General features: G+C 66.6%; 25 protein-coding genes. 19 read left to right on the top strand and 6 right to left on the bottom strand.

All coding sequences use genetic code 11. The features are described 5' to 3' along the window. Positions 1-178: 178 nt before the first annotated feature. From AC1MDG_RS10080 to AC1MDG_RS10095, 4 genes are all read left to right on the top strand, one after another. Positions 179-1,297, top strand: a complete 1,119-nt coding sequence (locus AC1MDG_RS10080) for a PrpF domain-containing protein (protein ID WP_479808860.1) — start codon at positions 179-181, stop codon at positions 1,295-1,297. Between the two features lie 11 nt (positions 1,298-1,308). Continuing rightward, positions 1,309-2,757, top strand: coding sequence for an SLC13 family permease (locus tag AC1MDG_RS10085; protein WP_479808862.1), 1,449 nt, complete (start codon positions 1,309-1,311; stop codon positions 2,755-2,757). Positions 2,758-3,016: 259 nt separating this feature from the next. Next, positions 3,017-3,292 (top strand): hypothetical protein, encoded by a 276-nt coding sequence (locus AC1MDG_RS10090; protein ID WP_479808864.1) that lies wholly within the window; start codon positions 3,017-3,019, stop codon positions 3,290-3,292. A 220-nt stretch (positions 3,293-3,512) separates the two neighbouring features. After that, positions 3,513-4,835 carry an MFS transporter gene (locus tag AC1MDG_RS10095; RefSeq protein WP_479808866.1) on the top strand — a complete coding sequence of 441 codons (1,323 nt, stop codon included), beginning with the start codon at positions 3,513-3,515 and terminating at the stop codon, positions 4,833-4,835. 50 nt (positions 4,836-4,885) lie between these two features. Here the strand turns inward: AC1MDG_RS10095 and AC1MDG_RS10100 are convergent, their stop codons facing one another. Beyond that, a complete protein-coding gene (locus AC1MDG_RS10100) occupies positions 4,886-5,413 on the bottom strand; it encodes a DUF427 domain-containing protein (RefSeq protein ID WP_479808867.1) in 528 nt (175 codons plus the stop codon). A gap of 180 nt (positions 5,414-5,593) precedes the next feature. Here AC1MDG_RS10100 and AC1MDG_RS10105 point away from each other — a divergent pair, with 180 nt between their 5' ends. Together AC1MDG_RS10105 and AC1MDG_RS10110 are read left to right on the top strand one after the other, a co-directional pair. After that, positions 5,594-5,788, top strand: a complete 195-nt coding sequence (locus AC1MDG_RS10105; protein WP_479808868.1) for a hypothetical protein — start codon at positions 5,594-5,596, stop codon at positions 5,786-5,788. Between the two features lie 57 nt (positions 5,789-5,845). Further along, positions 5,846-5,998, top strand: a complete 153-nt coding sequence (locus AC1MDG_RS10110) for a hypothetical protein (RefSeq protein ID WP_479808869.1) — start codon at positions 5,846-5,848, stop codon at positions 5,996-5,998. Between the two features lie 214 nt (positions 5,999-6,212). Here the strand turns inward: AC1MDG_RS10110 and AC1MDG_RS10115 are convergent, their stop codons facing one another. Further along, a complete protein-coding gene (locus tag AC1MDG_RS10115) occupies positions 6,213-7,364 on the bottom strand; it encodes a DUF6226 family protein (protein WP_479808871.1) in 1,152 nt (383 codons plus the stop codon). A 208-nt stretch (positions 7,365-7,572) separates the two neighbouring features. On the opposite strand from AC1MDG_RS10115, the gene AC1MDG_RS10120 reads away from it, so the two are divergent. Next, entirely contained in the window at positions 7,573-7,935 is a 363-nt protein-coding gene (locus AC1MDG_RS10120; RefSeq protein ID WP_479808872.1) for a hypothetical protein, read from the top strand. Between the two features lie 47 nt (positions 7,936-7,982). On the opposite strand, the gene AC1MDG_RS10125 is transcribed toward AC1MDG_RS10120, so the two are convergent. Continuing rightward, positions 7,983-8,948, bottom strand: a complete 966-nt coding sequence (locus AC1MDG_RS10125; protein WP_479808874.1) for an amidohydrolase family protein — start codon at positions 8,946-8,948, stop codon at positions 7,983-7,985. Between the two features lie 207 nt (positions 8,949-9,155). Here AC1MDG_RS10125 and AC1MDG_RS10130 point away from each other — a divergent pair, with 207 nt between their 5' ends. The 10 genes from AC1MDG_RS10130 to AC1MDG_RS10175 all read left to right on the top strand — a co-directional run bounded on the left by AC1MDG_RS10130 (position 9,156) and on the right by AC1MDG_RS10175 (position 19,989). After that, positions 9,156-9,917: a VOC family protein gene (locus AC1MDG_RS10130; RefSeq protein ID WP_479808876.1), complete on the top strand. Its 762-nt coding sequence runs from the start codon at positions 9,156-9,158 to the stop codon at positions 9,915-9,917. A gap of 30 nt (positions 9,918-9,947) precedes the next feature. Next, the gene (gene hrpB / locus AC1MDG_RS10135; protein ID WP_479808878.1) at positions 9,948-12,641 is read left to right on the top strand and encodes an ATP-dependent helicase HrpB; all 2,694 of its coding nucleotides are present in this window, start codon (positions 9,948-9,950) and stop codon (positions 12,639-12,641) included. Positions 12,642-12,692: 51 nt separating this feature from the next. Continuing rightward, complete coding sequence (locus tag AC1MDG_RS10140; protein WP_479808880.1) at positions 12,693-13,415, top strand: AAA family ATPase; 723 nt, start codon at positions 12,693-12,695, stop codon at positions 13,413-13,415. Between the two features lie 109 nt (positions 13,416-13,524). Then, complete coding sequence (locus tag AC1MDG_RS10145; RefSeq protein ID WP_479808882.1) at positions 13,525-14,301, top strand: phosphatase PAP2 family protein; 777 nt, start codon at positions 13,525-13,527, stop codon at positions 14,299-14,301. 136 nt (positions 14,302-14,437) lie between these two features. Next, positions 14,438-15,028, top strand: a complete 591-nt coding sequence (locus AC1MDG_RS10150; RefSeq protein ID WP_479808884.1) for a DedA family protein — start codon at positions 14,438-14,440, stop codon at positions 15,026-15,028. A 5-nt stretch (positions 15,029-15,033) separates the two neighbouring features. Next, positions 15,034-15,708, top strand: a complete 675-nt coding sequence (locus tag AC1MDG_RS10155) for a response regulator transcription factor (protein WP_479808886.1) — start codon at positions 15,034-15,036, stop codon at positions 15,706-15,708. Then, on the top strand, positions 15,701-16,729 hold the full coding sequence (locus AC1MDG_RS10160; RefSeq protein ID WP_479808887.1) for a sensor histidine kinase: 1,029 nt from the start codon (positions 15,701-15,703) through the stop codon (positions 16,727-16,729). The genes AC1MDG_RS10155 and AC1MDG_RS10160 overlap by 8 nt, the downstream gene beginning before the upstream one ends. A gap of 73 nt (positions 16,730-16,802) precedes the next feature. Beyond that, entirely contained in the window at positions 16,803-17,405 is a 603-nt protein-coding gene (locus AC1MDG_RS10165) for a PadR family transcriptional regulator (RefSeq protein ID WP_479808888.1), read from the top strand. A 138-nt stretch (positions 17,406-17,543) separates the two neighbouring features. Further along, a complete protein-coding gene (locus AC1MDG_RS10170; RefSeq protein WP_160292500.1) occupies positions 17,544-17,696 on the top strand; it encodes a hypothetical protein in 153 nt (50 codons plus the stop codon). A 112-nt stretch (positions 17,697-17,808) separates the two neighbouring features. Beyond that, positions 17,809-19,989 carry an elongation factor G-like protein EF-G2 gene (locus AC1MDG_RS10175; RefSeq protein WP_479808890.1) on the top strand — a complete coding sequence of 727 codons (2,181 nt, stop codon included), beginning with the start codon at positions 17,809-17,811 and terminating at the stop codon, positions 19,987-19,989. A gap of 18 nt (positions 19,990-20,007) precedes the next feature. On the opposite strand, the gene AC1MDG_RS10180 is transcribed toward AC1MDG_RS10175, so the two are convergent. Next, the gene (locus AC1MDG_RS10180) at positions 20,008-20,685 is read right to left on the bottom strand and encodes an alpha/beta hydrolase family protein (RefSeq protein WP_479808891.1); all 678 of its coding nucleotides are present in this window, start codon (positions 20,683-20,685) and stop codon (positions 20,008-20,010) included. A 19-nt stretch (positions 20,686-20,704) separates the two neighbouring features. After that, on the bottom strand, positions 20,705-22,621 hold the full coding sequence (locus AC1MDG_RS10185) for an alpha-amylase family glycosyl hydrolase (RefSeq protein ID WP_479808892.1): 1,917 nt from the start codon (positions 22,619-22,621) through the stop codon (positions 20,705-20,707). A gap of 159 nt (positions 22,622-22,780) precedes the next feature. Here AC1MDG_RS10185 and ligD point away from each other — a divergent pair, with 159 nt between their 5' ends. Next, entirely contained in the window at positions 22,781-23,803 is a 1,023-nt protein-coding gene (gene ligD / locus AC1MDG_RS10190) for a non-homologous end-joining DNA ligase (protein ID WP_479808894.1), read from the top strand. A gap of 66 nt (positions 23,804-23,869) precedes the next feature. Here the strand turns inward: ligD and AC1MDG_RS10195 are convergent, their stop codons facing one another. Continuing rightward, complete coding sequence (locus AC1MDG_RS10195; protein ID WP_043481340.1) at positions 23,870-24,490, bottom strand: L-threonylcarbamoyladenylate synthase; 621 nt, start codon at positions 24,488-24,490, stop codon at positions 23,870-23,872. Between the two features lie 186 nt (positions 24,491-24,676). Between AC1MDG_RS10195 and AC1MDG_RS10200 the strand changes: the two genes are divergently transcribed. Then, positions 24,677-25,093 (top strand): VOC family protein, encoded by a 417-nt coding sequence (locus AC1MDG_RS10200; RefSeq protein WP_479808896.1) that lies wholly within the window; start codon positions 24,677-24,679, stop codon positions 25,091-25,093. Positions 25,094-25,105: the final 12 nt, after the last annotated feature.

Here is a 25,105-nt window from a genome sequence, read left to right on the forward strand (position 1 = left end):
CGGACTCTATTCCCTGCAAGGAAGGCTGAGAAGGTGGGAAATAATCCTTCACCCCACTATGAGTTAAGCGATTCTACATCCCCCCTCGAAAATCCAACATTGTCTAAAAGTGTGATCTGGCTCAATCTCTTTTCAGGTCCTCATCCAAATCTGAGGCACGAGGAGAAGCGGGAAACCCATGAAGATCGAAGCGCAATGGATGCGCGGAGGCACCAGCAAGTGCTGGGTGTTCGAAGCGGAGCATCTTCAAGAGGGCGGCGCCAGCCTTGACGTGCTGCTGCCGCGGCTGTTCGGCAGTCCGGACCCCCGCCAGATCGATGGCGTAGGCGGAGCCACCGCCACCACCAGCAAAGCCGTGATCCTGCACCGGCCGGTCAGCGACGACGTCGATGTTGAATACACCTTTGCCCAGGTGGGCATCGAAGAGGCGGCCGTGGACTGGGGCAGCAATTGCGGGAACGGCTCGGCGGTGGTGGGGCTGTACGCCATCGAGAAAGGGTGGGTGCTCCCCAACGGCGACGTCACCCGGATCGTCACCCGCAACACCAACACCAACCAAATCATCGTCCAGCGTGTGGCCACCCCCGGAGGCAAGCTGGCCGGCGTTCCGGACGCGCAGATGCCCGGCGTGCCGTTCCCTGGCTACGCGGTGGGCCTCGGCTTCCACGACCCTGCCGGGAAGACCACCGGGGCGCTGTTGCCCACCGGAGCGGCCACCGACACCATCACGGCCGACGGAACCCGTTGGACCGTGTCGCTGGTCGACGCCGGAGCGCCAGTGGTGATGGTCCGGGCCGAGGATCTGGGCCTGGACCTGACCAGTTACGGCAACTGGAGCGCCGCTGTGGAACTGCAGCTGGATACCCTGGAGCAGATCCGGCGGCAGGCGGCGGTGCGGATGGGGCTGGTCCCCACTGCAGCCGAGGCGGCCCGGGCCATCCCCAAGCTCGCCATCGTGGCCGCGCCTGGCCCGGCCGACCCCGACGCCGACGCCAACGTCATGATGCTCTCCATGGGCAAGCCCCACCCGGCGCTGGCCATCACCGGCAGCATTGCCCTGACCCTGGCCGCCCGCACCCCCGGCACCGTGCTGCACACCATCACGGGCGGGACGGTGGCAGCCACGCTCCGGCTCCGCACCCCTGCCGGGGTGATCGAGACGTGGAGCGAGGAACACAACGGGAGCCTCCTCGTAGGCGTCGACCGCACGGCCCGCACCATCGCCTCAACCATCATCCATCTCCCCGAGGTTCCCGGCAGCGCCGTCGCTGCGGCCCTCGCCGGAGCCACCCGCTAAAGGAGACCATTATGACCAAGACTGAGCACCGCACCGCTGTCGTTGCGGGCGAGACCGGGGGCAATGGCGCCCGGCGTCCAACCCGTCGCCGCCGTATCCTACTGGTGGCGGCGGCCGCCGGGTTCGCGATCCTGGCATTAATTGCCATCGTGCTGGGTGGTGATATCTTCAACTCTTCGGCCACCCCGGAACCGGAGCACTCCATGACCGCTGTCCAGATCATCCCGCTCGTTATCCTCGTCATCATGTTCATCGTCGCCACCAAATGGCCTCTGAACATCGGCGTGATGGGGCTGGTGGCCTCGTTCGGCGTCGGTTACTTCATGCTTGGAATGTCGGATAAGCAGATCCTCGAGGAGTTCCCCGCCAGCATCGTCCTGACGATCATCGGCGTGACGTATTTCTTCAGCATGGCCCAGCGGAACGGGACCATCGACATCATCGTCCAGAACTGCGTGCGCCTCGTCAGGGGCAAGACGATGCTGCTGCCTTGGGTGTTCTTCCTGATCGCAGCCGCGCTGACCTCGCTGGGCACCTTTTCACCGGCCGCGGTCGCGCTGCTGGCACCGGCGGCCATCGGCTTCGCCTACGAGTCCCGGATCCATCCCGTGCTGATGGGCGCGTTCATCATCAACGGAGCCCACGCCGGCGGCTTTTCCCCGCTGTCCGTGGCCGGCGTGCTGGTGCACGACATCGCCCTGAAGAACGGATTTCCCATCTCCCAGGGCGCGCTCTTCACTGCCAGCTTCGCCCTTAACCTCATTCTCTCCGTCCTCACCATCGTCCTGTTCGCCCTCATCGGCCGGTTGCGCGACGGTGAAGGCGGCCAGCACGCCGACGTCGACACCACCCGCACCAGCCGTCCCCGCGGCCAGCAGATCCTCACGCTGACCCTGATCGCGGTGATGCTCGTATGCACCCTGGGCTTCCACATGCCGATCGGCTTTGTGGCCCTCTCCGCCGGACTCCTGCTGGCGCTGGTCAACATCAAGGAACACCAGACGTTCATTGGCGGCGTCTCCTGGTCCACCGTCCTGCTGGTTGCCGGCATGATCACCTATGTCTCACTGCTCCAGCACGTGGGCGTCATTGATACCCTCGCCGAGCAGGCCCTGGCCCTGGGCGCACCGCTGCTGGTGGCCCTGGTCCTCTGCTACGTCATCGGCGTCGGCTCAGCCTTTGCCTCCTCCACGGCTTTGCTGACCGCATTCATTCCGCTGGCCGGTCCGCTGCTGGCCACCAGTTCGCTGAGCGCCTCCGGAACGGTCGCGGCGCTGGCCATCGCTGCCACGGTGGTGGATGTCTCTCCCTTCTCCACCGACGGTGCCCTGGTGGTAGCCAACGCCCGCGACAACGACAGGCAGCGCGTCTACCGGCAGCTGATGGCCTATGCCGGCGGAGTGGTGCTGGTGGCCCCGGCCCTGGCCTGGGTCCTGCTGGTACCCACCGGCATTATGTAGCCGAACAGCGACGCAGCCTCATACCGCAAGTACGACCTCGCCGGATTGACCAGGGTCTCCAGTGAAAGCCCGGAGCCAGAATAACGGCGCTGACACAGGGAGTCCGCCGGCGCCAGACCGCAGTGGGGCGGCGAATGATGATCACCGGGATCATCGCCTATTCGCAACGCGCGCCGCTCCACTGCACTGACCACAGAAGAGGACCCGCATGACCCGGGCCGAGACAGATGTCCAAAGCCGCCAACCGCAAGGATTACCCATGACTAAGCGTCCGCGCGTATCCCCGTCGCCGGCAATGACTCCGCCACTGGAACCGACACCCAACTGGACCAGGCTTTCCCGAAAGGACGAGATCGAACTGCATAAGGACGGAAAAATCGTGGCCTCCGGGACGGTGGACATGATGGCCTTGAACGGATCCCTTCTCTGGCTCCTCCAAGACGGCGGCAAAGGCCGAGCCCTGTTTCTCCACGACGACGGGTTTTTTGTCCTCAAACGCTGCCGCACGCGTACGCGCAGAAATCCGGGATCGTGATGCCGAAGGGCCACGGATCTATCACCGACCCCGGAACAGCGGCAGCAGGGTGAGAAGTGTGTTTTCCGTCAACCGGTCAGGAAAATGGCCCCGCGCAAGAGGAGAAAGGGCGCCGGAATAAGGGCTCTTGGCCCTTGGGGATCTCCGGTGGCCCGAGATACGATGCGTCGATTACAGGGGGTGCTGCCGGCCAGGTGCCCTGCGGAAGGGCGTTTCTGTTATGTCGCGTGACAGTCCTGAACCCTCGATGGCCGGGATGGCGCCCGGCACTCCGCAGCCGAGGCGGGCCGTTGATCTCTTGCGCGCGCTGCGGGTGCGGAACTTCGCACTCTTTTGGACGGGTCAACTCATCTCCGGCACGGGCACGTGGATGCAGATGGTGGCGATGGCCTGGCTCGTGCTGGACATCAGCGGGTCCGCGGCCGTCCTGGGCATGATTACCACGTTGCAGTTCCTGCCGATGCTGATGTTTGTGCTCCCGGCGGGAGTCCTGGCCGATCGCTTCCCGAAGCGGACAATAATGCTGGCGGCCCAGGCTCTTGCCACGGTGCAGGCGTTGCTGCTTGGCTTCTTGGCGTTGACCGGATCGCCGCAAATCTGGCAGCTGGCCGTCTTGGCATTCGCCCTCGGATTGTCCAACGCGTTCAATAATCCTGCACAGCAGGCGTTCGTTCCCGAGATGGTGGGCCCCGCGCTGGTGCCCGATGCCGTAGCTATGAACAGTGTGCAGTTCAACTCCAGCCGGATGATCGGCTTCGCCCTTGGCGGATTGGCCGTGGCCCAGTTTTCGACCGCAACGGTCTTCTTCATTAATGCTGCGAGTTTTACCGCCGCACTGGGCGCCCTGTTGGCCCTCCGCACGGGCGAGCTACGACTCTCCCCGGGCAAGGCCGTCCGGCACGGCGCCCTGCGGGAGGGCATGCAGTATGTTGTACACACCCCCGCCGTCCTTTTCGTTCTCGGAGCACTGGCCGTGGTGGGCACATTCGGTTATAACTGGCCGGTCGCAGCGCCGCTGCTGGCCCGCGATCTGCTGAACGTGGAGTCCGTCGGTTTCGGCGCGCTGATGTCAGCGTTCGGTGCCGGATCCCTGGTGGCAGGCATCGGTCTGGTGGTAGTGGGAGGCAGCAATGATCGCCGGGTCATCGCCTCGGGCGCAGCCCTTGCGCTGATATTGGTTCTTCTTGGCCTCTCCCAGGTGTACCCGGTGAGCCTGGGGCTGATGGCACTGGCAGGGCTCAGCGGTACGGTGTTTACGACGACCGTCAACACCCGTCTCCAAGGACTGGCGCCGGACCGATTACGCGGCAGGGTCATGAGCCTGTTTGTGTTGCTGATGGCCGGCACCACCCCGTTCGGGTCGGCTCTCCTGGGAGTAGGGGCGGAAACCTTCGGCATCTCGGCAAGCATCATCGGATTCGGCGCCGTCACCGCGGGAGGACTGGCCCTATTGCTCGTCCTTCGCGCGCGCAAAGACGCGCGCAAAGACCGGTCCGTGCCCCCAGGGAACGTGGGGCCTGAACGCGAACCACTAATGGAATAGCCAGGCGCGATGTCCGGGGCACGTCTTGCCGGCGCGCAAGACGGACGTGCTCACCACCCGGCTGTGCCCGGACCACCCTTGAACGGGCCAACGATCTGCGAGGTGATCCAACCACCGTAGAAGCTACCTTCCTGGAAGGTCACTTGCTCGCCGTTGACCTCGCAGGAATCCATGCGACCCGGGTAGAGGGCCACCCGGGTGCTGAGCGCTTCAAAACCCCGGGTGGGTTCCGGGTAGGTCCATCCGCCGCGGGGAACGACGACTCCGCCGGCAACGACGTCGAAGTAGTGGGCTTCGCCCTTGAACTCGCAGAAGCTGGTGCCCTCGACCGGGACGAGTACACCGGCGGGGAAGGCATCCAATGGCAGGTAGTACACCGGGGGATGACTCGTCTCCAGCACGCGCACTGCATCGGTGGTGTCGGCAATCACCTGGCCGCCAAGCCGCACGATCACCCGTTCCGATCGCGGCTCGACCTTTGGCGGCCGCGGGTAGTCCCACACCGATTCCTGACCGGCCTTGGGTTTGATGGGTCGGGGACGCCGATAGAAGCCGGACAAGCCGTGAGCAGGAGTCATGTCCCCATGTTGCCATCTTCCGCTGGGATTCCACCGTGAACGCGGGAGGTCCCGGCCGGCACATATGGCCGCAGGTTCAAGGCCATGAATCCGCCGCGCTTCCAGGCGGATCAGGAGGAAAATTGTGTGTAGCGAACCTGGTCCAGGCATTCAGCCCGGGCCTTCACCAGGTGAGATGACATGGATGATTTCGTCGCTTACCTTGATACTTCGGAGGTCCGCTCCGGCAAGCTTGAGGAACTTAAAACAGCCGTGGCAGAACTAGCCGCGTTCGTTGAACAGCATGAGCCTCGGATCATCTCCTGCAGCGTCAGTTTCTCAGAGGACGGCTCCACCATGAGCGTCCTCCACTTTCATCCTGATCTGGCCTCATGAGAGTTCCACATGAAGGTGGCGGGGCCTAAATTCCCGCCAGTTGCGCCGCCTATCAAGATGAAGACGATCGAGATCTTCGGCCGCCCAGGCGAGGACCTCGTGGCGCAACTTCGCGAGAAGGCCCACCTCCTCGGCACCGGAACCGTCATTGTCCGTGACTTTCACGCCGGCTTCGCCCGCTTTGCCCGCGGCCGGTTTTCCCTGCCGTAAGCCGGCCGCGTGTGAGGCCGCCGGGCAAGGATGACTGCCTGAGGTGACCGTTCAAGCGGGCCGGTTTCGCGTGTCATTTGGGCGGTCACGGTGAAGTGGAATAGCAGGCCAAGATTCCGCCCAGCTGCCTGCCGGCGTAAGGGAGGCTCCCCAGTTCCGCGATGTCGAATTGCAGCGCGGGATCCGGGAGTAGGCTTTGGCCGCCCGCTCATAGTCAGGACCTGAGTGGCCATGGGCTCCATCCGCCCGCCACCTCCCGTAGCCCGATCTCCGCTTCCTGGAGCCGTGCGGCATCCACAGGGCCCGGTTCACCGCTCCCGCTTTCCGACCCGGAACCGTCGACGGCGGTCAGTGCGTACTCGCTCCACCTGCGGCGGCCCACGGGATAGCGTTCGCTGTAACCTCCTGCCGCGACCGCCAGCACCAGCATCTCCATCCGGTCAGCCACTGTCTCCGCGGTTTCGTCACACGCATCGCAGCCGCAGACCGGAAACGGAAAATCATGCAGCAGGCCGGCGTGGATCCGGACGCCCGGGTAGCCGGTCAGCACAAACGTCAGCGGCGCTGCTCCGGAGCGCCGTGGAGTGACCCGGACAGCCCGCAGCACCTCCCCGGCGTCCGTGAGCAACTCTGTGGCATGACGAGGATCGTTATCGACCTCCACGTCGTAGACGGCGGACAGGTGATCAATGAGTGCCACGGCGACGGCGTGAAGCCCGGCGAACCGCTCGGGATGGCTGTCAACGCTGTACGAATCCGGGTCAGGACCGTCCGCACCCCACTGCCTGCCGTAGGGGATGGGTATACCTTCCGGTGAGTAGTACGTCGTCCTCGGCAGGGTCGGCCGGATATAAGGGGGTTGGCCTGCGCCCGGCGGGACCGGTGCGGGCCGGACGGCAGGCGGGTCCTCCGTTTCCCTGGCCCAGTCCGAGAGTTTGGCGACAAGGCCCCGGACTGAGTCCCCGTCCGCGGTGCGCAGGGCCTGAAGCAGGCGACCTACGTCGAACTTCGTCTGCCGGTTTCCAACCAGGGGAGACCCTGCGTCGTAGGAGATCCACTCCGCATCCGGTCTCAGCCGCGCAATGGTGTTTCCGGTGAAAACAGCTGCCGCGGCGCTGACAGCAGTTCCGCTCTCAATCTCGGCAGAGATTGCGTGCAGGAACCACACGAGCCGGGCCGGGTCGTCGGCCAACTCTTCCGCCCTCACGTCGTGGCCGGCGCAGAACCCGAGGAACGCGGAGTAGCCTGCGACGTGCCTGACCGGGGCTTCGCGGCCGGTCACCTCCTCATAAAGTGCTGCGCCGCGTGAGATCGGTGCGGGCAATCCGGTGGCCGGCCCCTCGAACAAATCCTCCATTGGGCCCATAACGAGATCCTAGCCCGCGAGGCAAGGAAGGATCGGGCACCGGTGGAGGAGGGATACCGCACTTCGGCGGAGAGCTTGAGAAACCCGGTCTACTATTTCCCGCATGGGACGCAGGCCATTCTCGGTGGGCATTGCCGTCAGCGCGGTCATCGCGGTGGCTTCTTCGTCAGGGTGCGTCGTGTCTTCTGGGGACGGACCCCCGCCGTGCATGCCGCCCGCCTTTTCCGTGAACCCGCCGAGCGCGAAAGCCGGCGACACGGTAACGGTCCAGGCGTCGGACGCCGACTGTGATCCCCGCTACGGAGGGAATGCCCGCGTCCAGGTGATTGTCACCGACGCGGCCGGCGCGAAGGTCATTAACACAACTGCCCCGATGAATGACGCCGGCGGATTCGCTTACACCTTTGAGGTTCCGCTCCAAGCGGCTACCGGAGACGCGGCCGTTGAGGCTACGCCGTACGGCATCGATTGGTGTGATGACACTGGCAGGAACAACCGCGCCGGGGCAGCGGCCACTCTGGAACGCGTGTCGTGTGCAGCACGCATTGAGACTCTAGGCATTACCCGCTAGGTCCCCCCGGCCACCGACGGTGGAAACCAGGACTCATGACGGGGCTCCTACGTGGTGGATTGCCTCAGCCGGGGGAACAGCGCCTCCGAATTGCCGCGGTCTATCGCCGCACGCAGGGAGGGTTCCAGAGGGTAATTCTCGTACTGCATGTTCAGGAAATCGATAGCCGCCGATGGGGCGAACGGGAAGTCAGTGCCGAATGTGATGCGGCCGGGGTCAGCTACCTCGAGCAGGCTGGGAAGCGCCGCCGGGCTGGCGGACAGGGCGACGTCATAGTAAAACCGCCGCAGGACGGATTGTTTTTTATCTGTCAGCGCCGCAAGCGCGCTGAGGGCCAGGTCCTTTTGAGTGAGCATCGTCAGCAGGATCCTGGACGCGATGTAAGGCACGAAGCCGCCCGCGTGGGCCAGGATGAACTTGATTCCCTGGTACTTCTCCATCGCACCGGACAGGATGAGGCTGAGAGCGGTGCGGGTGGTGTCGAGCAGGAAATCTGCGGCGAAGGCGGGTACGCCCGGTACCGCCGGAGCGGGCAGTTCACCGGGGTGGATGAAGACGACGGCCCGTCGGTGGTTGAGGAACTCCAGCAGTGGCTCAAAGCCCGGATCGCCCAGGTAGCGGCCGTCGTTGTTAGCCAGCAGCACGATCCCGTCCGCGAGCAGGGTGTCCAGGGCGTACCGGGCTTCCGCCAGGGCACCCTCCACGTCCGGCAGCGGGAGCGTGGCGAAGAACCCGAACCGTTCCGGCCGACCGGCCACCACTTCGGCACTGTACTCGTTGACTTCCCGCGCCCGCCGCCGCGCCTCCGCCGCGTTCCCGAAATATACGCCGGGTGTGGACAGGGACAGGATGCCGGTCTGCACGTCGTGCCTGTCCATGAACTTCAACGCGGAGCGCTCGGACCACGACGGCAGGCCCACGCCGCCGGGGCGGATGCCCTTTTCGTGCAGCCAGCCTGCATAGCCCGGTGGAACGATGTGCTGGTGAGTGTCGATGCGGTACGGCCGGCTCATCCGGGTCCTTGTCCACGTGCTCGTTGCGCTGAACCGTGTGACGCAAAAAGCTCAGCGGATGCGAACAATCTACTCGCTCAGCGGACTCCGGCCCAGCCGCCGGCCGCCGGGCGCCTGGGCAGGGCGTCGGCAAAGGCTTGAAGCAGTGCCAGTTCCTGCCTACGCTGCACAAAGGAACGAGTCCTGACGGAACAGGAAGGCGCCATAGTGACAACCCGTGATACCCGCTCGATCGGCGCGCCGTGCCGGGTCGACACGTTCCAGCCGGATCCCCGGGCGGCCCTGGACTTCTACGGCCCGCTCTTCGGCTGGAGTTTCGACGATCCCGCTCCGATGCCGGCCGGGCTCGAGGGCAGCTACTATGCTGCACGGCTGGACGGGCAGCTGGTTTCCGGGATCGGCCAGGCACCCGCGCTGTCCGGGCCTACGTGGAACACCTACGTGCGTGTTGGCGACGTGGCCCATTCCCTGGCTCGTGCCGGGCAAGCGGGAGGCAGCCTCCTGGCAGGACCGTTTGGTGTCGGTTCAGATGGAGCCATGGCCGTGGTGGCCGACCCCACGGGAGTGCCGTTCTGCCTGTGGCAGGCCGGCGGGAGCGACGATGCCGTGCTGGCCGATGCGCCGAACACCTGGGCGATGAGCTCTCTGCACACCACCGACGTCGGGAAAGCGCTGTCGTTTTACGGCGCCATGTTCGGCTGGGAACGTGAATCGGTGCCGGACGCTCCCTTTGCGCTGTGGCGCCGCTCCGGCCAGGTGGTGGCCGTCGTGACCGGGACTGACGGCGTCGCTGTGCCGCCCCACTGGAGCGTCAATTTCGCTGTCAGTGATGCGGATTCCGTCGCCCGGCACGCCGAAGCGCTGGGCGGCACCATCCTGATGGCGCCGATGAACACGCCGGGATTCCGCAACGCGGTGATCGGCGACCCCCAGGGCGGCTTCATCGCGGTCAGCGCACCCGCGAGCTGACCCGTTGAACTTTGTAGGCACAATGGAGGCGTGACTTCTCCGCTCCCTCCGGCCACCGCACGCCCCAACGCACCCTTCGATCTGGGTGTCATCGGCGCGGGCCTGGCCTTCGCCGCGTCGCTGGGGGAGCTGGCCGACGCCCTGCGTGCGGGAGGAAAAGGCGGAACCGCGGTGGTCCAGGCGCCACCCGGTACCGGCAAGACCACCCTGGTCCCGCCGTTGCTCGCCAACATCGCAGCCGAAGCCGTTTCCGGTGGTTCAGGGGCTGCCGCCGGACCGGACCGTGGCCCGCGCATCGTCGTCACCCAGCCGCGGCGTGTTGCCGCGCGATCGGCGGCGCGCCGCCTGGCCACCTTGGACGGCAGCCGGCTCGGGGACCGCATCGGCTACACGGTCCGCGGCGAGCGTGTAGCCGGCGGCGGGACCGTGATCGAGTTCGTCACGCCCGGCATCCTGCTGCAGCGGCTCCTGTCCGACCCGGGCCTGGAAACCGTGGACGCCGTGGTCCTCGACGAAGTTCACGAACGCGGACTGGAGACCGACCTGCTGCTCGGCATGCTCGCGGAGGTCCGCGAACTGCGCGGCGACCTCATGCTGGTGGCCATGTCCGCCACGCTGGATGCACCGCGCTTTGCCGCCCTGATCGGGTCGGGGGGCCACGGGACCGGCGCTGAAGTGACGCACGACGGCGGCGGGCCGGCTCCGGTCGTCGACTGTCCGTCCGCGCTGTACCCCCTGGAGACCGAGTGGGCGCCCGCCGCTGTGGCGCGCCTGGACCCGCGGGGCGTCACCCGGGCGTTCCTGGACCATGTGGCGGACACCGCCGCGTCATCACATGCCGCGGCGCTTGCGGCGGACCCGGGCGTGGATGCCCTGGTGTTTGTACCCGGCGCGTGGGAGGTCTCGCACGTCGCTGGACGTCTCCGCGGCAGGGTGGACGCCGAAGTGCTGGAGCTGCACGGCCAGGCAAGCCCGGCGGAGCAGGACCGTGCAGTGGCGGGGCGGGAACCTGGCGGACGTGCAAGGATCATCGTCTCCACCGCGCTCGCCGAATCCTCGCTGACCGTTCCGGGAGTCCGGCTGGTCATTGACTCGGGGCTGTCCCGGGAGCCGCGGCGCGACACAAACCGCGGCATGTCCGGCCTGGTCACTGTGTCCTGCTCCCGCGCCTCCGCTGAACAGCGGGCCGGACGCGCCGCACGCCAGGGGCCGGGGCGTGTGGTCCGTTGCTATGACCAGAGGACCTTCGGCGCCGCCCCGGCCCACCAGACCCCGGAAATCGCAGTGGCCGACCTGACCGGCGCAGCGCTGGTCCTGGCCTGCTGGGGATCACCCGGCGGAGAAGGGCTGGCCCTTCCGGACGCGCCGCCGGCAGCCGCCATGGTAGAGGCAGTTGAAGTCCTCCGCGAGCTGGGCGCCATAGGTCCGGAGGGCCTCGCCACAGGGCTGGGCAAGGTCCTGGCACGGATTCCCGCCGACCCGCGCCTGGCCCGCGCCCTGCTGGACGGCGCCGCAAGCGTGGGCCACCGGACCGCGGCGGAGACTGTCGCCGTCGTCGCCGGTGACCAGCGCGCCCCGGGCGCCGACCTCACGCGGCTACTGGCGGCGCTGCGTTCAGGCAAGGATCCGGCGGCCCGGCGCTGGAAGGAGGACGTCCGGCGGATGGAATCGATCGTCCGCAAGGAGATCGCCGTCGTCGAACAATCCCTGACCGTGGCGCCGGTGGCCGCCGCGGAGGCCGTCGGGTTCGTCGTCGGCCTGGCTTTCCCGGACCGGGTGGCGCGCCGCGTGCCCGGCGCGGGGGAGCGCTACCTGCTCTCTTCCGGCACCCGGGCAGGCCTGCCGGCGGGCAGCCCGCTGTCCGGCCATGAGTGGCTGGCGGTCGCTGAAGTCTCGCGCGCTGAGGGCCGCGACGCGGCGGGAACCGGCGCCGTCATCCGTTCGGCCGCGCCGCTTTCCGCTGACACGGCGGAGGCCGCAGCCCGGCACCTGCTGGCTGAAACGGTCGAAGCCGGATTCGAACAAGGACGGGTCAAGGCCCGCCGGGAGCGCCGCCTCGGCGCGATCATGCTGTCCTCGACGCCGGTGCGGCCCTCCGCCGCCGAGGGGCGGACAGCCGTGGCCCGCGCGCTGGGAAAAGAAGGCCTGGGAACCATCGGATGGTCGACGGCGGCGGACGCCCTGCGCCGCCGTCTCGCGCTGCTGCACCGGGAACTGGGCAGCCCCTGGCCGGATGTTTCCGAGCAAGCGCTGCTGTCCCGCCTTGGCGACTGGCTGGCACCCGAACTCGAAGCGCTTGCCGGCGGGGCCGCCACCGCCGGGATCGACCTCACGGAACCGCTGCGCCGTCTCTTGCCGTGGCCGGACGCGGCCCGGCTCGGAGAGCTGGCGCCTGAGACGCTCGAAGTGCCGAGCGGCTCGCGCGTCAGGATCGATTACCCGGACGCGGAGCACGACGACGGCCGGCCGGTTGTGGCGGTCAAGCTGCAGGAATGCTTTGGCTGGGCTGAAACGCCGCGGCTGGCCGGCGGCAGGGTTGCGGTGCTGTTCCACCTCCTGTCACCGGCAAGGCGGCCCCTCGCGGTGACGGATGATCTGGCATCGTTCTGGTCGGGCCCGTATGCGCAGGTGCGGGCGGAGATGCGCGGCCGCTACCCGAAGCACCCCTGGCCCGAGGACCCCTGGACGGCGCCGGCCACCGCCCGGACCAGGAGCAGGATGTAGGGCCCTACCCGGTTCGAAGGAGTTGCAGGCGCGTGCCTGCAAGAATGGGGCATGCCCGCACAAAGCGTCCCGATCCGACGGCTGACGGAAGATCCGGCCCGGGCCCTCGACCGCAACCAGTGGCCGGCTGTCCTGCCACCTGTCGCCCAGCTGCTGGACCATGGGCTCGATCTGACGCCCGCCACCGTCTTGGTCGGCGAAAACGGATCGGGAAAATCAACCCTCGTCGAAGCCATTGCCCTGGCCTACGGGTTGTCTCCGGAAGGCGGATCCACCGGGGCCCGCCACAGCACCAGATCCACTGAATCAATGCTCGCCGATCATCTGCAGCTTGTCCGGAACGCCGGCGCCACGAGGCGCGGCTACTTCCTCAGGGCGGAAACCATGCACGGCTTTTTCACCTACCTCGAGAAGAACCCGAGCACGTCGGGTCCGGATATCCCGTTCCACGACATGTCACATGGCGAATCGTTCCTGGAGCTGGCGGTGGATCGCTTCCGGGGGCGCGGATTGTGGGTGCTCGATGAACCTGAATCGGCGTTGTCCTTCGCGGGCTGCCTCAGCCTCCTGTCGGTCCTGAAGGATCTCCTTGCCGAGGGTGACTCGCAGGTGATCATGTCCACCCACTCACCCGTCCTCGCTGCCCTTCCCGGGGCGCAGATTCTCGAAACGGGACCCTGGGGGCTTCGGCGTCAGGAATGGGCAGACCTCGACCTTGTCTCCAACTGGCGGTCATTCCTCGAGTCGCCCGAAAGGTACCTCCGGCACCTGTAGGCGCAGCCGGTACAGGGAGGCGCCTGAAGTTCTTACGGATTCCTTAATGGCAGGAGGCGAAGGTTGTGTAAGCGGCCAACCGTCCGCCGTGCCCTGAAGGAAAGACGCCATGACCGAAGTTCACCGCGACCGCACGGAACCACGCCCGGCAAGGGCTGCCGGCACTGCCGGCACCGACACAGCAGAGGCGCGTCCCGGCTTGCTGGAACTTCCCCAGGCACGGCATTGGATCATCTCCGCGGGACTCCTGGGTGCCGCAGTTCTCGGGCTGGGCCTGACCGTGCAATTCCTTCCAGGGGAGACTGTTATTGAACTGGGCGTCGACCAGGACCTCAGCCGGCATCATTCCGCCATCCTGACGGCCGCAGCGATGGCCTTGAACGCCGCCTTCGGCCCTGTTTGCGGTGTGGTTGTCATTGCCCTGATCGCCTTGACCGTCCTGCTGGTCCGCAGGTCGGCGGTGGACGCGGTCGCGTTCGGTGTGGTGGCGGCGTCGGGGTGGGTGGCAAGCGAATTCGTCAAGCTCATCATCCGGCGCGACCGGCCCAACCCTGGCCTGTTGCTTGACCCGCTGGCCCCGGAAACCGGCTCGAACAGCTTTCCCAGCGGTCATGTCGCATTCTCCATCACCCTGGGTTTCGCCCTCTATTGCCTGGTCCGGGGGACACGCTGGGCCCGTCCCGCGGCGGCCGCAGGCGTGGTGCTGGCACCCGTTGTGGCGTGGTCGAGGCTGTATATCGGGGTCCATTACCCTACGGACGTGGCTGCCTCGTTCCTGGCGGCAGGCGCGGCCCTTGTCCTGCTCACGGGTCTGTGGAACCGGTTCGCGGCCAGGATCCTTCAGCGTGTGCCCGTCAACGCGGCAACCCGACACTTTTTGTCCTGAGGAGGGCGTCATTCACATCGTCCAGGCCTTTGCCGGTTCCCCGGCCTTCGCAGCTTCAACCGGCGGACTGTCCCTGCTTGATCCTGCGGGCCTGCTCCAAGGCCTGGGACCTGCCGCCTTAGGGGTCATCGCCGCCATGGTCTTCGTCGAATCCGGTGTCCTGTTCCCTTTCCTGCCCGGAGACTCCCTGCTGTTCACCGCCGGTCTGCTGCACCAACAGCTGCAGCTCACCCTGCCGGTACTGATCGGCATGGTCGCGGCAGCGGCTGTGGCCGGGGACCAGGTGGGTTACCTGCTTGGCCGTACATTCGGCAGGCGATGGTTCAGGGACGATGCCAGGGTATTGAAGACCGCCCATCTGACCCGGACTGAGGAATTCTTCCACCGCCACGGCGGCCCGGCCATCGTACTTGCCCGGTTCGTTCCCATCGTCCGCACGTATGCGCCGCTGACAGCCGGCATCGCCCGCTACGGGTACAAGGCCTTCACGCTCTGGAACATCATCGGTGCCCTGGCCTGGGCCGTCTCCGTGACCCTGCTGGGCACGTGGCTGGGCCACTTTGAGATCGTCGCCCGGAACATTGATGTGATCGTCGTTGTCATGGTCCTCGTTTCCGTGCTCCCCTGGGGTATCGGGCTACTCAAACGCCGCCGCACTTTACGGGCCGCCGAGCGGGAAGTCGCCTTGGACGAATCACGTGCCAAAGAACCAGCCACGGAAGAATAGCCGTCATGACAACGGATATCCTGCCCGCCCTGCTTCTGGTCGAAGACGATGCCGCCCTAGGTCCCCTCATCGTTGAACTTCTTGGCATCGACTTCCGGATCCGGCTGGTTGCCAACGGGAGGGATGGCCTTCATCTCGGCCTGACAGAAGCCTGGGACGTGATGATCATCGACCGCGGGCTCCCTGGGATGGACGGCGTGGAGCTTATAACTGCCTTGCGTTCGAAGGGAGTCGCGGCTCCGATCCTCATATTGACCGCACTGGGTTCCACGGAAGACAAAGTCAACGGCCTGGATGCAGGTGCGAACGACTACATGACCAAGCCATTTGACGTCGCAGAGCTCAGCGCCCGGCTCCGTGCCTTGACCCGGAGCTTCACCCGCGCCCGGCCCCTGCTCAGCATCGGGGATTGGGAACTGGACGCAACCTCCCGGTCCATCCGCTCCGTGTACGGGCCGTTGGTTTCTCTCACGGCCAAGGAGACCGAACTCCTGGCCGCGTTCGCCAACGAGCCAACACGGGTCTTCACCCGTGACGAGCTGCTTTCGTCCCTGTTCCAGCCCACTGACCAGCCTGGCGTCATCGACACCTACGTCCACCACCTTCGCCGAAAAATCGCCAGGACCGTCATCCGCACCGTCCACGGTGTGGGATACCAGATCGGTGACGCCCATGAATGAGGCACTCGCCGGGGGCGACGGTCCCGACCGCGCAACCCTTCGGCGGGCGGCCCTCAAGGTTGCCGTCCGGATCAGCGCAGCGTGCGCCGTCATGGTCCTCTGCCTTCTCGCCGGGGCCGCCTTCTACCTCACGAACCAGCTGGCCCACCCCGCAGTGCCCGGCTCGGGAGTGCCGGCCCCGGATTATGCCTACCTCGATGCGAAGGACCTGTTCGAAGCCCTGATCATCGCCGGCGTGGCTGGCATCGTCCTGGCCGGAGGCGTCGGCTGGGCCAGTGCACGAAGCGCCATTAAGCCTTTGGCAAAAGCACTGGCACTGCAGCGGAGGTTTGTCCAGGATGCCAGCCACGAATTGCGCACCCCGCTGGCGATCCTGGACGCCCGTATTCAGCTAGCCCAGCGCCACGCAATATCGGATTCGGAACCCGGGAAGGCTCTGGCCCGGATCCGTGACGACACGGCTGCGCTGACGGCCATCGTCAACGAACTCCTGCTTGCGGCGACCGGGGCGCAACAGGAAGCGCCGACAGAACCTGCTGACCTGGCCGACGTAACCGCCGCCGTTGCCGAGAGCTTGCAGCACCTGGCGCGTAACCGGGGCATCAGTGTTGTGGTCCGCAACGAAGGCCGTCCACTTGCCTGGATCGACGTAGGGAGCCTGCGCCGTGCCGTGCTCGCACTGGCCGACAACGCCCTGACGCACACCCCCGCTGGCGGCCGGATCACGCTCACCGCCGTCTCGGACAAACACCAGGCCGTAATTACGGTGGCGGATACCGGCCCGGGAATAACCGGAGTGGACCAGGACAGGATTTTCGAAAGGTTTGTCAGGACCCAGGGCCACCAGGGCACGCAGCGCAGCTTCGGCATCGGCCTGGCCCTGGTCCGCGACATCGCCTCGGGCGCCGGCGGGAGCGTTCAAATCGCCCGGACCGGTCCGGCGGGAACCACCATGCGGTTGGCGCTGCCATTGGCTGCCAGTGGAGAAGCCCCTCCTGCGGGTTCCCGCGAAAACTCTTGACCGGCGATACTTACCGATATATCGTTAATTATCGCCGATGGTCGGTGATAAGAAGCGGAAGGACGATGCCATCATGAGAGGCATTCACGACAAATTTTCAGACAACGGCCCGGAACGGGGCCGTTTCGAGCGCGGCCGCAGCCGCCGCGGACCCCACGGACATGGCGGCGGCGGATTCGGGCGGGGCTTCGGCCCAGGCTTCGGGCCGGGTTTTGGACCGGGTTTCGGACCAGGCGGCCCGCGCAGGGCCAACAGGGGCGATGTCCGCTCGGCCATTCTGTCCCTCCTGGCGGAAGCACCCTCCAACGGCTACGGGCTGATCAAGACCATCGCGGAAAAAACGTCCGGGGCATGGCGTCCCAGCCCAGGCTCCGTCTACCCGACGCTGCAGCAGCTCGTCGACGAAGAACTCATCGCGCCCGTTGGTGAGGGCAGGCGCACCGAGTTCACCCTCACGGATGCCGGCAAGGCGTATGTGGAGGACCATGCGGACGAGCTGGGCAATGCTTGGAACACCGACCCCGAGGGCACGGGTCCCGCGTTTCATCAGAGCGTAGGCAAGCTCATGGGCGTCATTCATCAGTTCCGGGTTGCGGCGACAGACGAACAGCGCATGGCCGCCGTCGAAAAGATTGACGAAGCCCGCCGGGCGCTGTATCTGATCCTTGCAGAGTAGATCTCCAGGACCCCAAAGTGCCCTAGTGAGGTAACTGATACACACCGGAAACCTTGCGTCGTTGCCGCGAAACATTGCACGGTTACGCTCATTCCTACCTGGACATAGCGGTCCATGCAGCGAACGGAAGGACACACCATGATGACTCTTTTGAGCACTTTGACACTCTCCCTTCACTCCGGCTGGAAGGACAAGGATCCGCACGCCGGCGGGGCGGGTTCCAAGGGCGCCTTCCCCAGCGGGCAACTCACATCCACCCCCTGGGAAGGCTGGTGGCACGACGAAAGCTAACCCCGCGGGCAGGGGCTGCACCGCACCCTCTTGAAGTTCGGCGGCCTCAGGGTGTCGAATCGTCTTACAGAGGCCGCATGGCGGCTCACGACTAAGACGCCTGGAGTTGCTCATGTCGGTAAAAAGCTCAAACGGCCGGGCCAAGAGCCCGGCCCGCAGCACCTCTGATTCCCGGCGGGCGGAGGCCTCCGCCGGGGCTCCTGCCGATTCGCCGGAGAAGGTCCGCAACGTGGTTCTCGTCGGCCACTCCGGTGCCGGCAAGACGATGCTGGTGGAAGCGCTGCTGGCCGCGACCGGTGTGATCTCACGGATGGGATCGATCGAGGACGGGACAACGGTCAGCGACACCGAACCCTCCGAGGTGCACCAGCAGCGCTCCGTGGTGCTCTCCGTAGCCCCTCTGATGGTGGACGGCATCAAGGTCAACCTCCTCGATACGCCGGGCTACGGTGATTTCACCGGCGAACTCCGCGCAGGACTGCGGGGAGCGGACGCCGCCCTGTTCGTGGTGTCCGCCATCGAGGGCATCGACGCCGCCACCACTGCACTGTGGGCAGAATGCGACCAGGTGGGGATGCCCCGGGCGGTCGTGATCAGCCGCCTGGACCACCCGCGCGCGAACTTCGAGGCAACAGTGGCCGAGTGCCAGCGCTCGTTCGGTGATTCGGTGGTGCCGGCCTACCTCCCGGTGCGCACCGGAGACGCCACCACCGGGCTGCTGGGACTCCTCTCGCAGACAGTGTCGGACTATTCCGCCGGCTCACCGGTACCGCAAGTGCGGCAAGCCGGCACGGAGGAGGTGACGGCGTCCGAAAGCGCCCGCGGAACACTCATTGAGGGAATCATCTCGGAGAGCGAGGACGAGACCCTCATGGACCGCTACCTCGGCGGCGAGGAAATAGACGTCGATGCCCTTGTCAGCGACCTGGAAACCGCCGTCGCCCGCGGAACGTTCTTTCCGGTGCTGGCAACGTCCGCCGAAACGGGGCTGGGGGTTGCCGAACTCCTGGAGATGCTGACCCGTGCATTTCCCTCTCCGTTGGAGCGCAGCCTGCCGCAGGTAACCGGCCTGGCCGGTGAGCCGGTCCCGCCGCTGGCGTGCGATCCCGCGGGCCCACTGGCCGGCGAGGTGGTGCGGACCACCATCGACCCGTTCCTGGGCCGGGTCTGCCTGGTGCGGGTTTTCTCCGGGACGCTGCGCGAGGATTCCGCCGTGCACGTCAGCGGCCGCGGGCTGGCGGAGCGGGGCCACGAGGACCACGACAGCGACGAGCGGCTCACCCACCTCTACTCCCCGGCGGGGTCCAGCCTCCGGCCGGTGCCCTATTGCGTGGCGGGGGACATCTGCGCCATCGCCAAGCTGGCCACTGCCGAAACCGGCGACACCGTGTCAGCCAGGGAGGCGCCGCTGCTGGTGGTTTCGTGGGACATGCCGGAGCCGCTGATGCCCGTTGCGGTGGAGGCGGCAACCCGCAGCGACGAGGACGCCCTTGCCAAGTCGCTGGGGAAGGTTGCAGCCGGTGACCCGACCCTGCGCGTTGAGCGGAACGGCGAAACCCATCAGCTCATCCTCTGGTGCATGGGCGAAGCCCACGGTGAGGTGGTGCTGGACAGGCTGCGCGAGCAAGGCGTCAAGCTGCAGACCGTGGACGTTGTGACGCCGCTGCGCGAAACGTTCGCCGCGCCGGCTTCGGGCCACGGCCGGCACGTCAAACAGTCCGGAGGCCACGGCCAGTACGCCATCTGCGACATTGACGTGGAGCCCCTCGAACGCGGCGCGGGCTTCGAATTTGTTGACAAGACCGTGGGCGGAGTCATCCCGGGGCAGTACATCGGCTCGGTGGAAAAGGGCGTCCGGGCGCAAATGCAGAAGGGCGTGGCAGCAGGGTTCCCGGTGGTGGACATCAGGGTGACCCTTACCGGCGGCAAAGCGCACAGCGTGGATTCCTCGGATGCGGCGTTCCAGGCGGCCGGGGCGCTGGCACTGCGGGAGGCCGCGGCCGCGGGGCGGATCCAGCTCCTCGAACCCGTCCTGGCGGTGACCATCAGCGTTGCCGACGACTATGTGGGCGCGGTGATGAGCGACCTCTCCTCCCGGCGCGGGCGGCTGACCGGCACCGCCTCGGCCGACGGCAGCGGCACCCGGATCAGCGCAGAAATACCGGAACAGGAACTGCTGCGCTACGCGGTTGATCTGCGGGCATTGACAGCAGGCACCGGCCGTTTCCGGCGTACCTACCTTCGCCACGAGCCCCTGCCCCCGAACATGGCGCATACGGCTCCGAGGCAGTAAGCCCTCGGCGGCCCGAAGCTAGCCATGTGAGCGCAGATACGCCGCAACCGGGCCAGCAACGGAAGCCCCGATGTCCTCGGCGCTCCGTTTTTTGCCCGCGACCGCAAACGAGTGGTCGCCGCCTTCGTACCAGTGGAGCGTGGCCGTGGGCCCGATCCGGCCGACAACGCCCGCCAGCAGCTCAGGGGTGGCAAACGTGTCCCGCGTTCCCTGCATGAACAGCATCGGAAGGGTGAGGCCGTAGAGGTGCTCGTCCCGCAGCTTCTCCGGCTTGCCCGGGGGATGCAGCGGATAGCCGAGGTACACCAGCCCGGCCGCCGGCATTCCCTCGGCGACGGCCATGGACGCCATCCGGCCGCCGAACGACTTGCCGGCCGCCCATACCGGACCGGTGTCGGAGTGTGCGGCCGCCTTGGCCGCAGCCTCTTCCATGGCCGCCCGCCAGGTGGCGATCGCGAGCGGTGGCCGGTCGGGGAACTTCCGTCCGGCCTCGCGGTAGGGGAAGTTGAAGCGTAAGGTGGCGACGCCGTCGTCGTTCAACGCATTGGTGAATCCGACCATGAAGGGGTGCTCCATGCCGGCGCCGGCCCCGTGCGCCAGGGCGAGCGTGGCGAACGGGGTGTCCGGCCGGGCGTAGACGCCGGAGACCTGGAGATCGCCGACGGTGATGGTTACGGGGGATTCGGGTACGGGCATGAGTCCATGATGCCAGCACCTAGTCCCGCGCAGGGGTGACGCGAAGCCACGCGAACTCCTGCGGCCGGAGCCTGATTCCACCGTCGAGTCGCACCGGGTTGCCGGTCCGGATATCCACTGCCCCCGCCGCGAAGCCGGAGAGCGTATGGGCCGTGACGGTCTGGTGCCCGTCGCTGAAGTTGGCGAGGACCAGGATGCGGGTTCCTTCTCCGGGACGCTGGTAGCCCAGGACGCCCCGGTTGCTGGTGTCGAAGTGCACCAGCCGTGTGCCGGCGAATTCCGGCGTCGCCGCGCGCACCGAGATCATACTGAGTAGCCCCTCAAACACCGCGCCTTCAGGGGTGGCCCGGTCGTGGCGCTTGGCGTACCGCTCGGCAGGGTAGTGGGGGCGGTGCACCCACCGGCTGTCCGTGCCGTGGCCTTCTTCCAGGGCGTAGCCGTAGTCATTGAGCTGCCCCACCTCATCGCCGAGGTAGAGCAGGGGGATCCCGCCGGTGCTGAAGGCCACCGAATGGGCGAGCAGGATCCTGTCTACCGCCTGGCCGGTGCCGTCCTCCAGGCCGCAGAGCGAGGCCGTCGTGCCGGAGATGCGGCAGTCACCGGTCCGCGGGTTGTCCTGGAAGGGGACGCCCCGGGCGAAGCTGCCCGGAAAGCGGTTGACGTAGAAGGAGTTGAGGAAGCGGCGGTGTTCGAAGCCGTTGATGCCCAGCTCCGCGGCGTCCTCGTCCGCGAACGTCCAGCCGATGTCGTCATGGCTCCGCACGTAGTTCACCCAGGACGTCCCGGCGGCGATGTTGTGCCGGCGTTCCAGGGCCTGCGACAAGAGCGACACATCGCGGGTGGCCATCGCCTCCCAGATCAGGGCCATCTGCAGGGGATTGTAGGACAGCTGGCACTCGGCGGGGTCGATGTACAGGGCCACTTGGTCCGGGTGGACGATCGCCTCTGACTTGAAAAGCAGGGACGGCGCTGCAAGCCGGCAGACCGCGTTGAAGGCCTGCAGCAGCGTGTGGGCTTCAGGGAGGTTCTCGCACGGGGTTCCGAGCTGCTTCCAGATGAAGGCGACCGCGTCCATCCGCAGGATGTCCACCCCCTGGTTGGCCAGGAAGAGCATCTCCCCGGCCATGGCCCGGAAGACGGCCGGGTTGGAGTAGTTCAGGTCCCACTGGAACGTGTGGAACGTGGCCCAGACCCAGCGGCCGTCCGGCATTTCGATGAACGAGCCGGGGTGGTCGTCCGGGAAGATCTCGCGCACGTTTTGTTCGAAGGCGTCCGGCATGGTCCGGTCCGGGTAGATCCAGTAATAGTCGCTGAACTCCGGGTCGCCCGTGGCCGCGCGCCGGGCCCAGTCGTGTTCATCCGAGGTGTGGTTGAAAATGAAATCCACTACCAGGCTGATGCCGTTGGAGCGCAGTTCGGCAGCGAGTTCCCGCAGCTGCTTCATGGTGCCCAGTTTTGGATTGACGTCGCGGTAGCTGGAGACGGCGTAGCCGCCGTCGGAATGCGGTTCGGGTGCCAGGAACAGCGGCATCAGGTGCAGGTAGGTGAGGCCGAGTTCCTGGAAATAGGGGATCCGGGCGCGGACACCCTCAAGGTCCCCGGCGTAGCGGTCCACGTAGCAGACGCCGCCCAGCATGCGGTTCGACTGGAACCACCCGGAATGGTGCTCCCGTTCTGCGTCCAGGGCCTTGAGTTCCGCCGGACGTTCGTTCCAGGATCGGGCTGTCTGGAGCACCAGCGCCGTCAGCTGCTCCTGGAAGTCGGGCCGGCCGCCGTACAGGGTGTGGAAGAGCCGGTACAGGTCAGGGAAGTGACGGTCGAAGCGCTGACGGAAGCCCATGCTGTCCTGCCCCGGAGACGAGAGGTCAGCCTGCGCGCCCAGCGCGTTCAGGGCATGTTGCCTCGATGCCTGGTCCACACCAGCGGCTTCAACCATGGAACGGGTCTCCTTCGACGATTTCCCGGGCACCGCAGGGCATCCGGCCAGTTCACATCCTGACAGACCGGCAGGCGCGTGCCCAGTGGACAGGCCCAAGTTTCTTCCATTCGTGGCCAAGTGCTGACGCGGCGGACCGGCCGGGGGTAGGTTGTCACCATGGCGAGCGAATCCACCACCCTCACCGTCGACGGGCCGAACGGCCCCCGCGACATGCGGATCTCCAGTCCCGGCCGGGTCCTGTGGCCGGACATCGGCCTGACCAAGCTGGACCTCGCGCGGTACCTTGCGGAGGTGGGGAAGGCCTTCATCGCGGCGAACGGCGGCCGGCCGGTGGCGCTGCAGCGGTTTTCGGACAACGTGGATGGCGAGCAGTTCTTCTCCAAGAATCCGCCGAAGGGCACACCGGACTTCATCCGCTCAGTGAAGGTGGTCTTTCCGAGTGCGCGCTCGCATCCCATGCTGGTCCTTGACGAACCCGCCGCCGCCGTGTGGGCCGCCCAGATGAACACCGTGGTGTTCCACCCCTGGCCGTCGCGCGCTGAAAACACGGACAACCCGGACCAGTTGCGGATTGACCTGGATCCCCAGCCGGGAACGGACTTCGACGACGCAATCCCCGCGGCCCTGGCGCTGAAGGAGGTGCTCGCCGAAGCGGGCCTCACCTCGTTCATCAAGACCTCAGGGAACCGCGGTCTGCACGTCTACGCGCCGGTGCAGCCCACCCGCGAGTTCCTGGACGTCCGCCACGCTGTGATCGCGGCCGCCCGTGAACTGGAGCGGCGGATGCCGGACAAAGTCACCACGGCCTGGTGGAAGGAAGAACGCGGCGAACGCGTGTTCGTGGACTTCAACCAGGCAAACCGGGACCGGACCATAGCCGGTGCCTACAGCCCCCGCGCACTGGGCCACGCCCCGGTGTCCTGTCCGATCACCTGGGACGAACTGGGCAGCGCGGACCCGAAGAACTTCACCATCCTCACCGTCCCGGAACGGCTCAAAACCGTCGGGGACCCGTGGGCGGACATGAACGCCAAACCGGGGAAGATTGACGTGCTGCTCGAATGGTGGGAGCGCGACGTCGGCGCCGGGCTCGGGGAACTACCGTTCCCGCCGGACTACCCGAAAATGCCGGGCGAACCTCCGCGGGTCCAGCCGAGCAGGGCACGCAAGAAGGACTAAACCCGGCCGGGCCGGGGCAGCCCCGCTGGGCGGGCAGCCCCCGGGCCGCCCGCCGGCGAAAGGGACCTACTCGAACCGGGACGGGTCTCCCATACCCCGCCGGACCACTTCCGCGGACCCGCTCGAGAAGTCGATGACCGTCGTCGGCTCCGCCCCGCAGTCCCCGGAATCAACCACGGCATCCACCACGTGGTCCAGCCGTTCCTTGATTTCCCAGCCCTGCGTGAGCGGTTCTTCCTCGTCGGGAAGCAGCAGCGTGCTGGAGAGCAGCGGCTCGCCCAGCTCGGCCAGCAGCGCCTGGACCACGGCGTTGTCCGGGATCCGGACGCCCACGGTCTTCTTCTTCGGATGCAACAGGCGCTTGGGCACTTCCTTCGTGGCGGGAAGGATGAACGTGTAGCTGCCCGGGGTGACTGCCTTGATGCTGCGGAACACATCGTTGTCGATCTGGACGAACTGTCCCAGCTGGGCAAAATCCTTGCAGACCAGGGTGAAGTGGTGTTTGCTGTCCAGCTGCCGGATGGCCCGGATACGGTCCAGGGCCTCGCGGTTGCCGAGCTGGGCACCGAGGGCATAACAGGAGTCGGTGGGGTACGCGATCAGTCCGCCGGACCGCAGGAGCTCCACGATCTGGCCAATCGCGCGGGGCTGGGGATCGTCGGGGTGCACGTCAAAGTATCTCGCCATGTCCTGAGCTTATGGCCCGGCGGGGAAATCCGCACTCGCCGGCCCGGCGCGCGGCGGCCGGGCCGGGAGTCCCCCTATGCAGCCCGGCATGACTGGGGCAACATATGAAGTGTTCCAAGCCCGGGCGGCCACACCGGATCCACGCGTGGTCCGGGTATCGACCGGTACGAGAGGACACACCTGAAGATGACCACGAGACTGAACCCCTACCTTGGCTTCCGGGACAATGCGCGGGACGCCATGACCTTCTACCAGTCAGTTTTTGGCGGCGAACTGGCAATGAGCACCTTTGGTGAATTCCATGCCAGCGAAGACGCCTCCGAGCAGGACAAGATCATGCACGGCATGCTGACCACCGAATCCGGCCTGGTGCTCATGGGTGCCGATACGCCCAACGGCATGAGCTTCACCCCGGGCGACAACTTCTCCGTTTCCCTCAGCGGCGATGACGACGGTGAACTGCGCGGGTACTGGGAGAAGCTGTCCGACGGCGGCACCGTGACGGTGCCGCTCGAACAAGCGCCGTGGGGCGATACCTTCGGAATGTGCACGGACAAGTTCGGCGTCGCCTGGCTGGTGAACATCGCCGGTCCCCAGAAGTAGGCCCCGGCAGCA

Source organism: Arthrobacter sp. AIWTK1 (assembly GCF_056680535.1).

What these genes read in the sequence shown, in the direction of transcription:
- AC1MDG_RS10080 (WP_479808860.1), top strand. Translation starts at nt 179, where the DNA reads ATGAAGATCGAAGCGCAATGGATGCGCGGAGGCACCAGCAAGTGCTGG.
- AC1MDG_RS10085 (WP_479808862.1), top strand. Translation starts at nt 1,309, where the DNA reads ATGACCAAGACTGAGCACCGCACCGCTGTCGTTGCGGGCGAGACCGGG.
- AC1MDG_RS10090 (WP_479808864.1), top strand. Translation starts at nt 3,017, where the DNA reads ATGACTAAGCGTCCGCGCGTATCCCCGTCGCCGGCAATGACTCCGCCA.
- AC1MDG_RS10095 (WP_479808866.1), top strand. Translation starts at nt 3,513, where the DNA reads ATGTCGCGTGACAGTCCTGAACCCTCGATGGCCGGGATGGCGCCCGGC.
- AC1MDG_RS10100 (WP_479808867.1), bottom strand. Translation starts at nt 5,413, where the DNA reads ATGACTCCTGCTCACGGCTTGTCCGGCTTCTATCGGCGTCCCCGACCC.
- AC1MDG_RS10105 (WP_479808868.1), top strand. Translation starts at nt 5,594, where the DNA reads ATGGATGATTTCGTCGCTTACCTTGATACTTCGGAGGTCCGCTCCGGC.
- AC1MDG_RS10110 (WP_479808869.1), top strand. Translation starts at nt 5,846, where the DNA reads ATGAAGACGATCGAGATCTTCGGCCGCCCAGGCGAGGACCTCGTGGCG.
- AC1MDG_RS10115 (WP_479808871.1), bottom strand. Translation starts at nt 7,364, where the DNA reads ATGGGCCCAATGGAGGATTTGTTCGAGGGGCCGGCCACCGGATTGCCC.
- AC1MDG_RS10120 (WP_479808872.1), top strand. Translation starts at nt 7,573, where the DNA reads ATGCCGCCCGCCTTTTCCGTGAACCCGCCGAGCGCGAAAGCCGGCGAC.
- AC1MDG_RS10125 (WP_479808874.1), bottom strand. Translation starts at nt 8,948, where the DNA reads ATGAGCCGGCCGTACCGCATCGACACTCACCAGCACATCGTTCCACCG.
- AC1MDG_RS10140 (WP_479808880.1), top strand. Translation starts at nt 12,693, where the DNA reads ATGCCCGCACAAAGCGTCCCGATCCGACGGCTGACGGAAGATCCGGCC.
- AC1MDG_RS10145 (WP_479808882.1), top strand. Translation starts at nt 13,525, where the DNA reads ATGACCGAAGTTCACCGCGACCGCACGGAACCACGCCCGGCAAGGGCT.
- AC1MDG_RS10150 (WP_479808884.1), top strand. Translation starts at nt 14,438, where the DNA reads ATGGTCTTCGTCGAATCCGGTGTCCTGTTCCCTTTCCTGCCCGGAGAC.
- AC1MDG_RS10155 (WP_479808886.1), top strand. Translation starts at nt 15,034, where the DNA reads ATGACAACGGATATCCTGCCCGCCCTGCTTCTGGTCGAAGACGATGCC.
- AC1MDG_RS10160 (WP_479808887.1), top strand. Translation starts at nt 15,701, where the DNA reads ATGAATGAGGCACTCGCCGGGGGCGACGGTCCCGACCGCGCAACCCTT.
- AC1MDG_RS10165 (WP_479808888.1), top strand. Translation starts at nt 16,803, where the DNA reads ATGAGAGGCATTCACGACAAATTTTCAGACAACGGCCCGGAACGGGGC.
- AC1MDG_RS10170 (WP_160292500.1), top strand. Translation starts at nt 17,544, where the DNA reads ATGATGACTCTTTTGAGCACTTTGACACTCTCCCTTCACTCCGGCTGG.
- AC1MDG_RS10175 (WP_479808890.1), top strand. Translation starts at nt 17,809, where the DNA reads ATGTCGGTAAAAAGCTCAAACGGCCGGGCCAAGAGCCCGGCCCGCAGC.
- AC1MDG_RS10180 (WP_479808891.1), bottom strand. Translation starts at nt 20,685, where the DNA reads ATGCCCGTACCCGAATCCCCCGTAACCATCACCGTCGGCGATCTCCAG.
- AC1MDG_RS10185 (WP_479808892.1), bottom strand. Translation starts at nt 22,621, where the DNA reads ATGGTTGAAGCCGCTGGTGTGGACCAGGCATCGAGGCAACATGCCCTG.
- ligD (WP_479808894.1), top strand. Translation starts at nt 22,781, where the DNA reads ATGGCGAGCGAATCCACCACCCTCACCGTCGACGGGCCGAACGGCCCC.
- AC1MDG_RS10195 (WP_043481340.1), bottom strand. Translation starts at nt 24,490, where the DNA reads ATGGCGAGATACTTTGACGTGCACCCCGACGATCCCCAGCCCCGCGCG.
- AC1MDG_RS10200 (WP_479808896.1), top strand. Translation starts at nt 24,677, where the DNA reads ATGACCACGAGACTGAACCCCTACCTTGGCTTCCGGGACAATGCGCGG.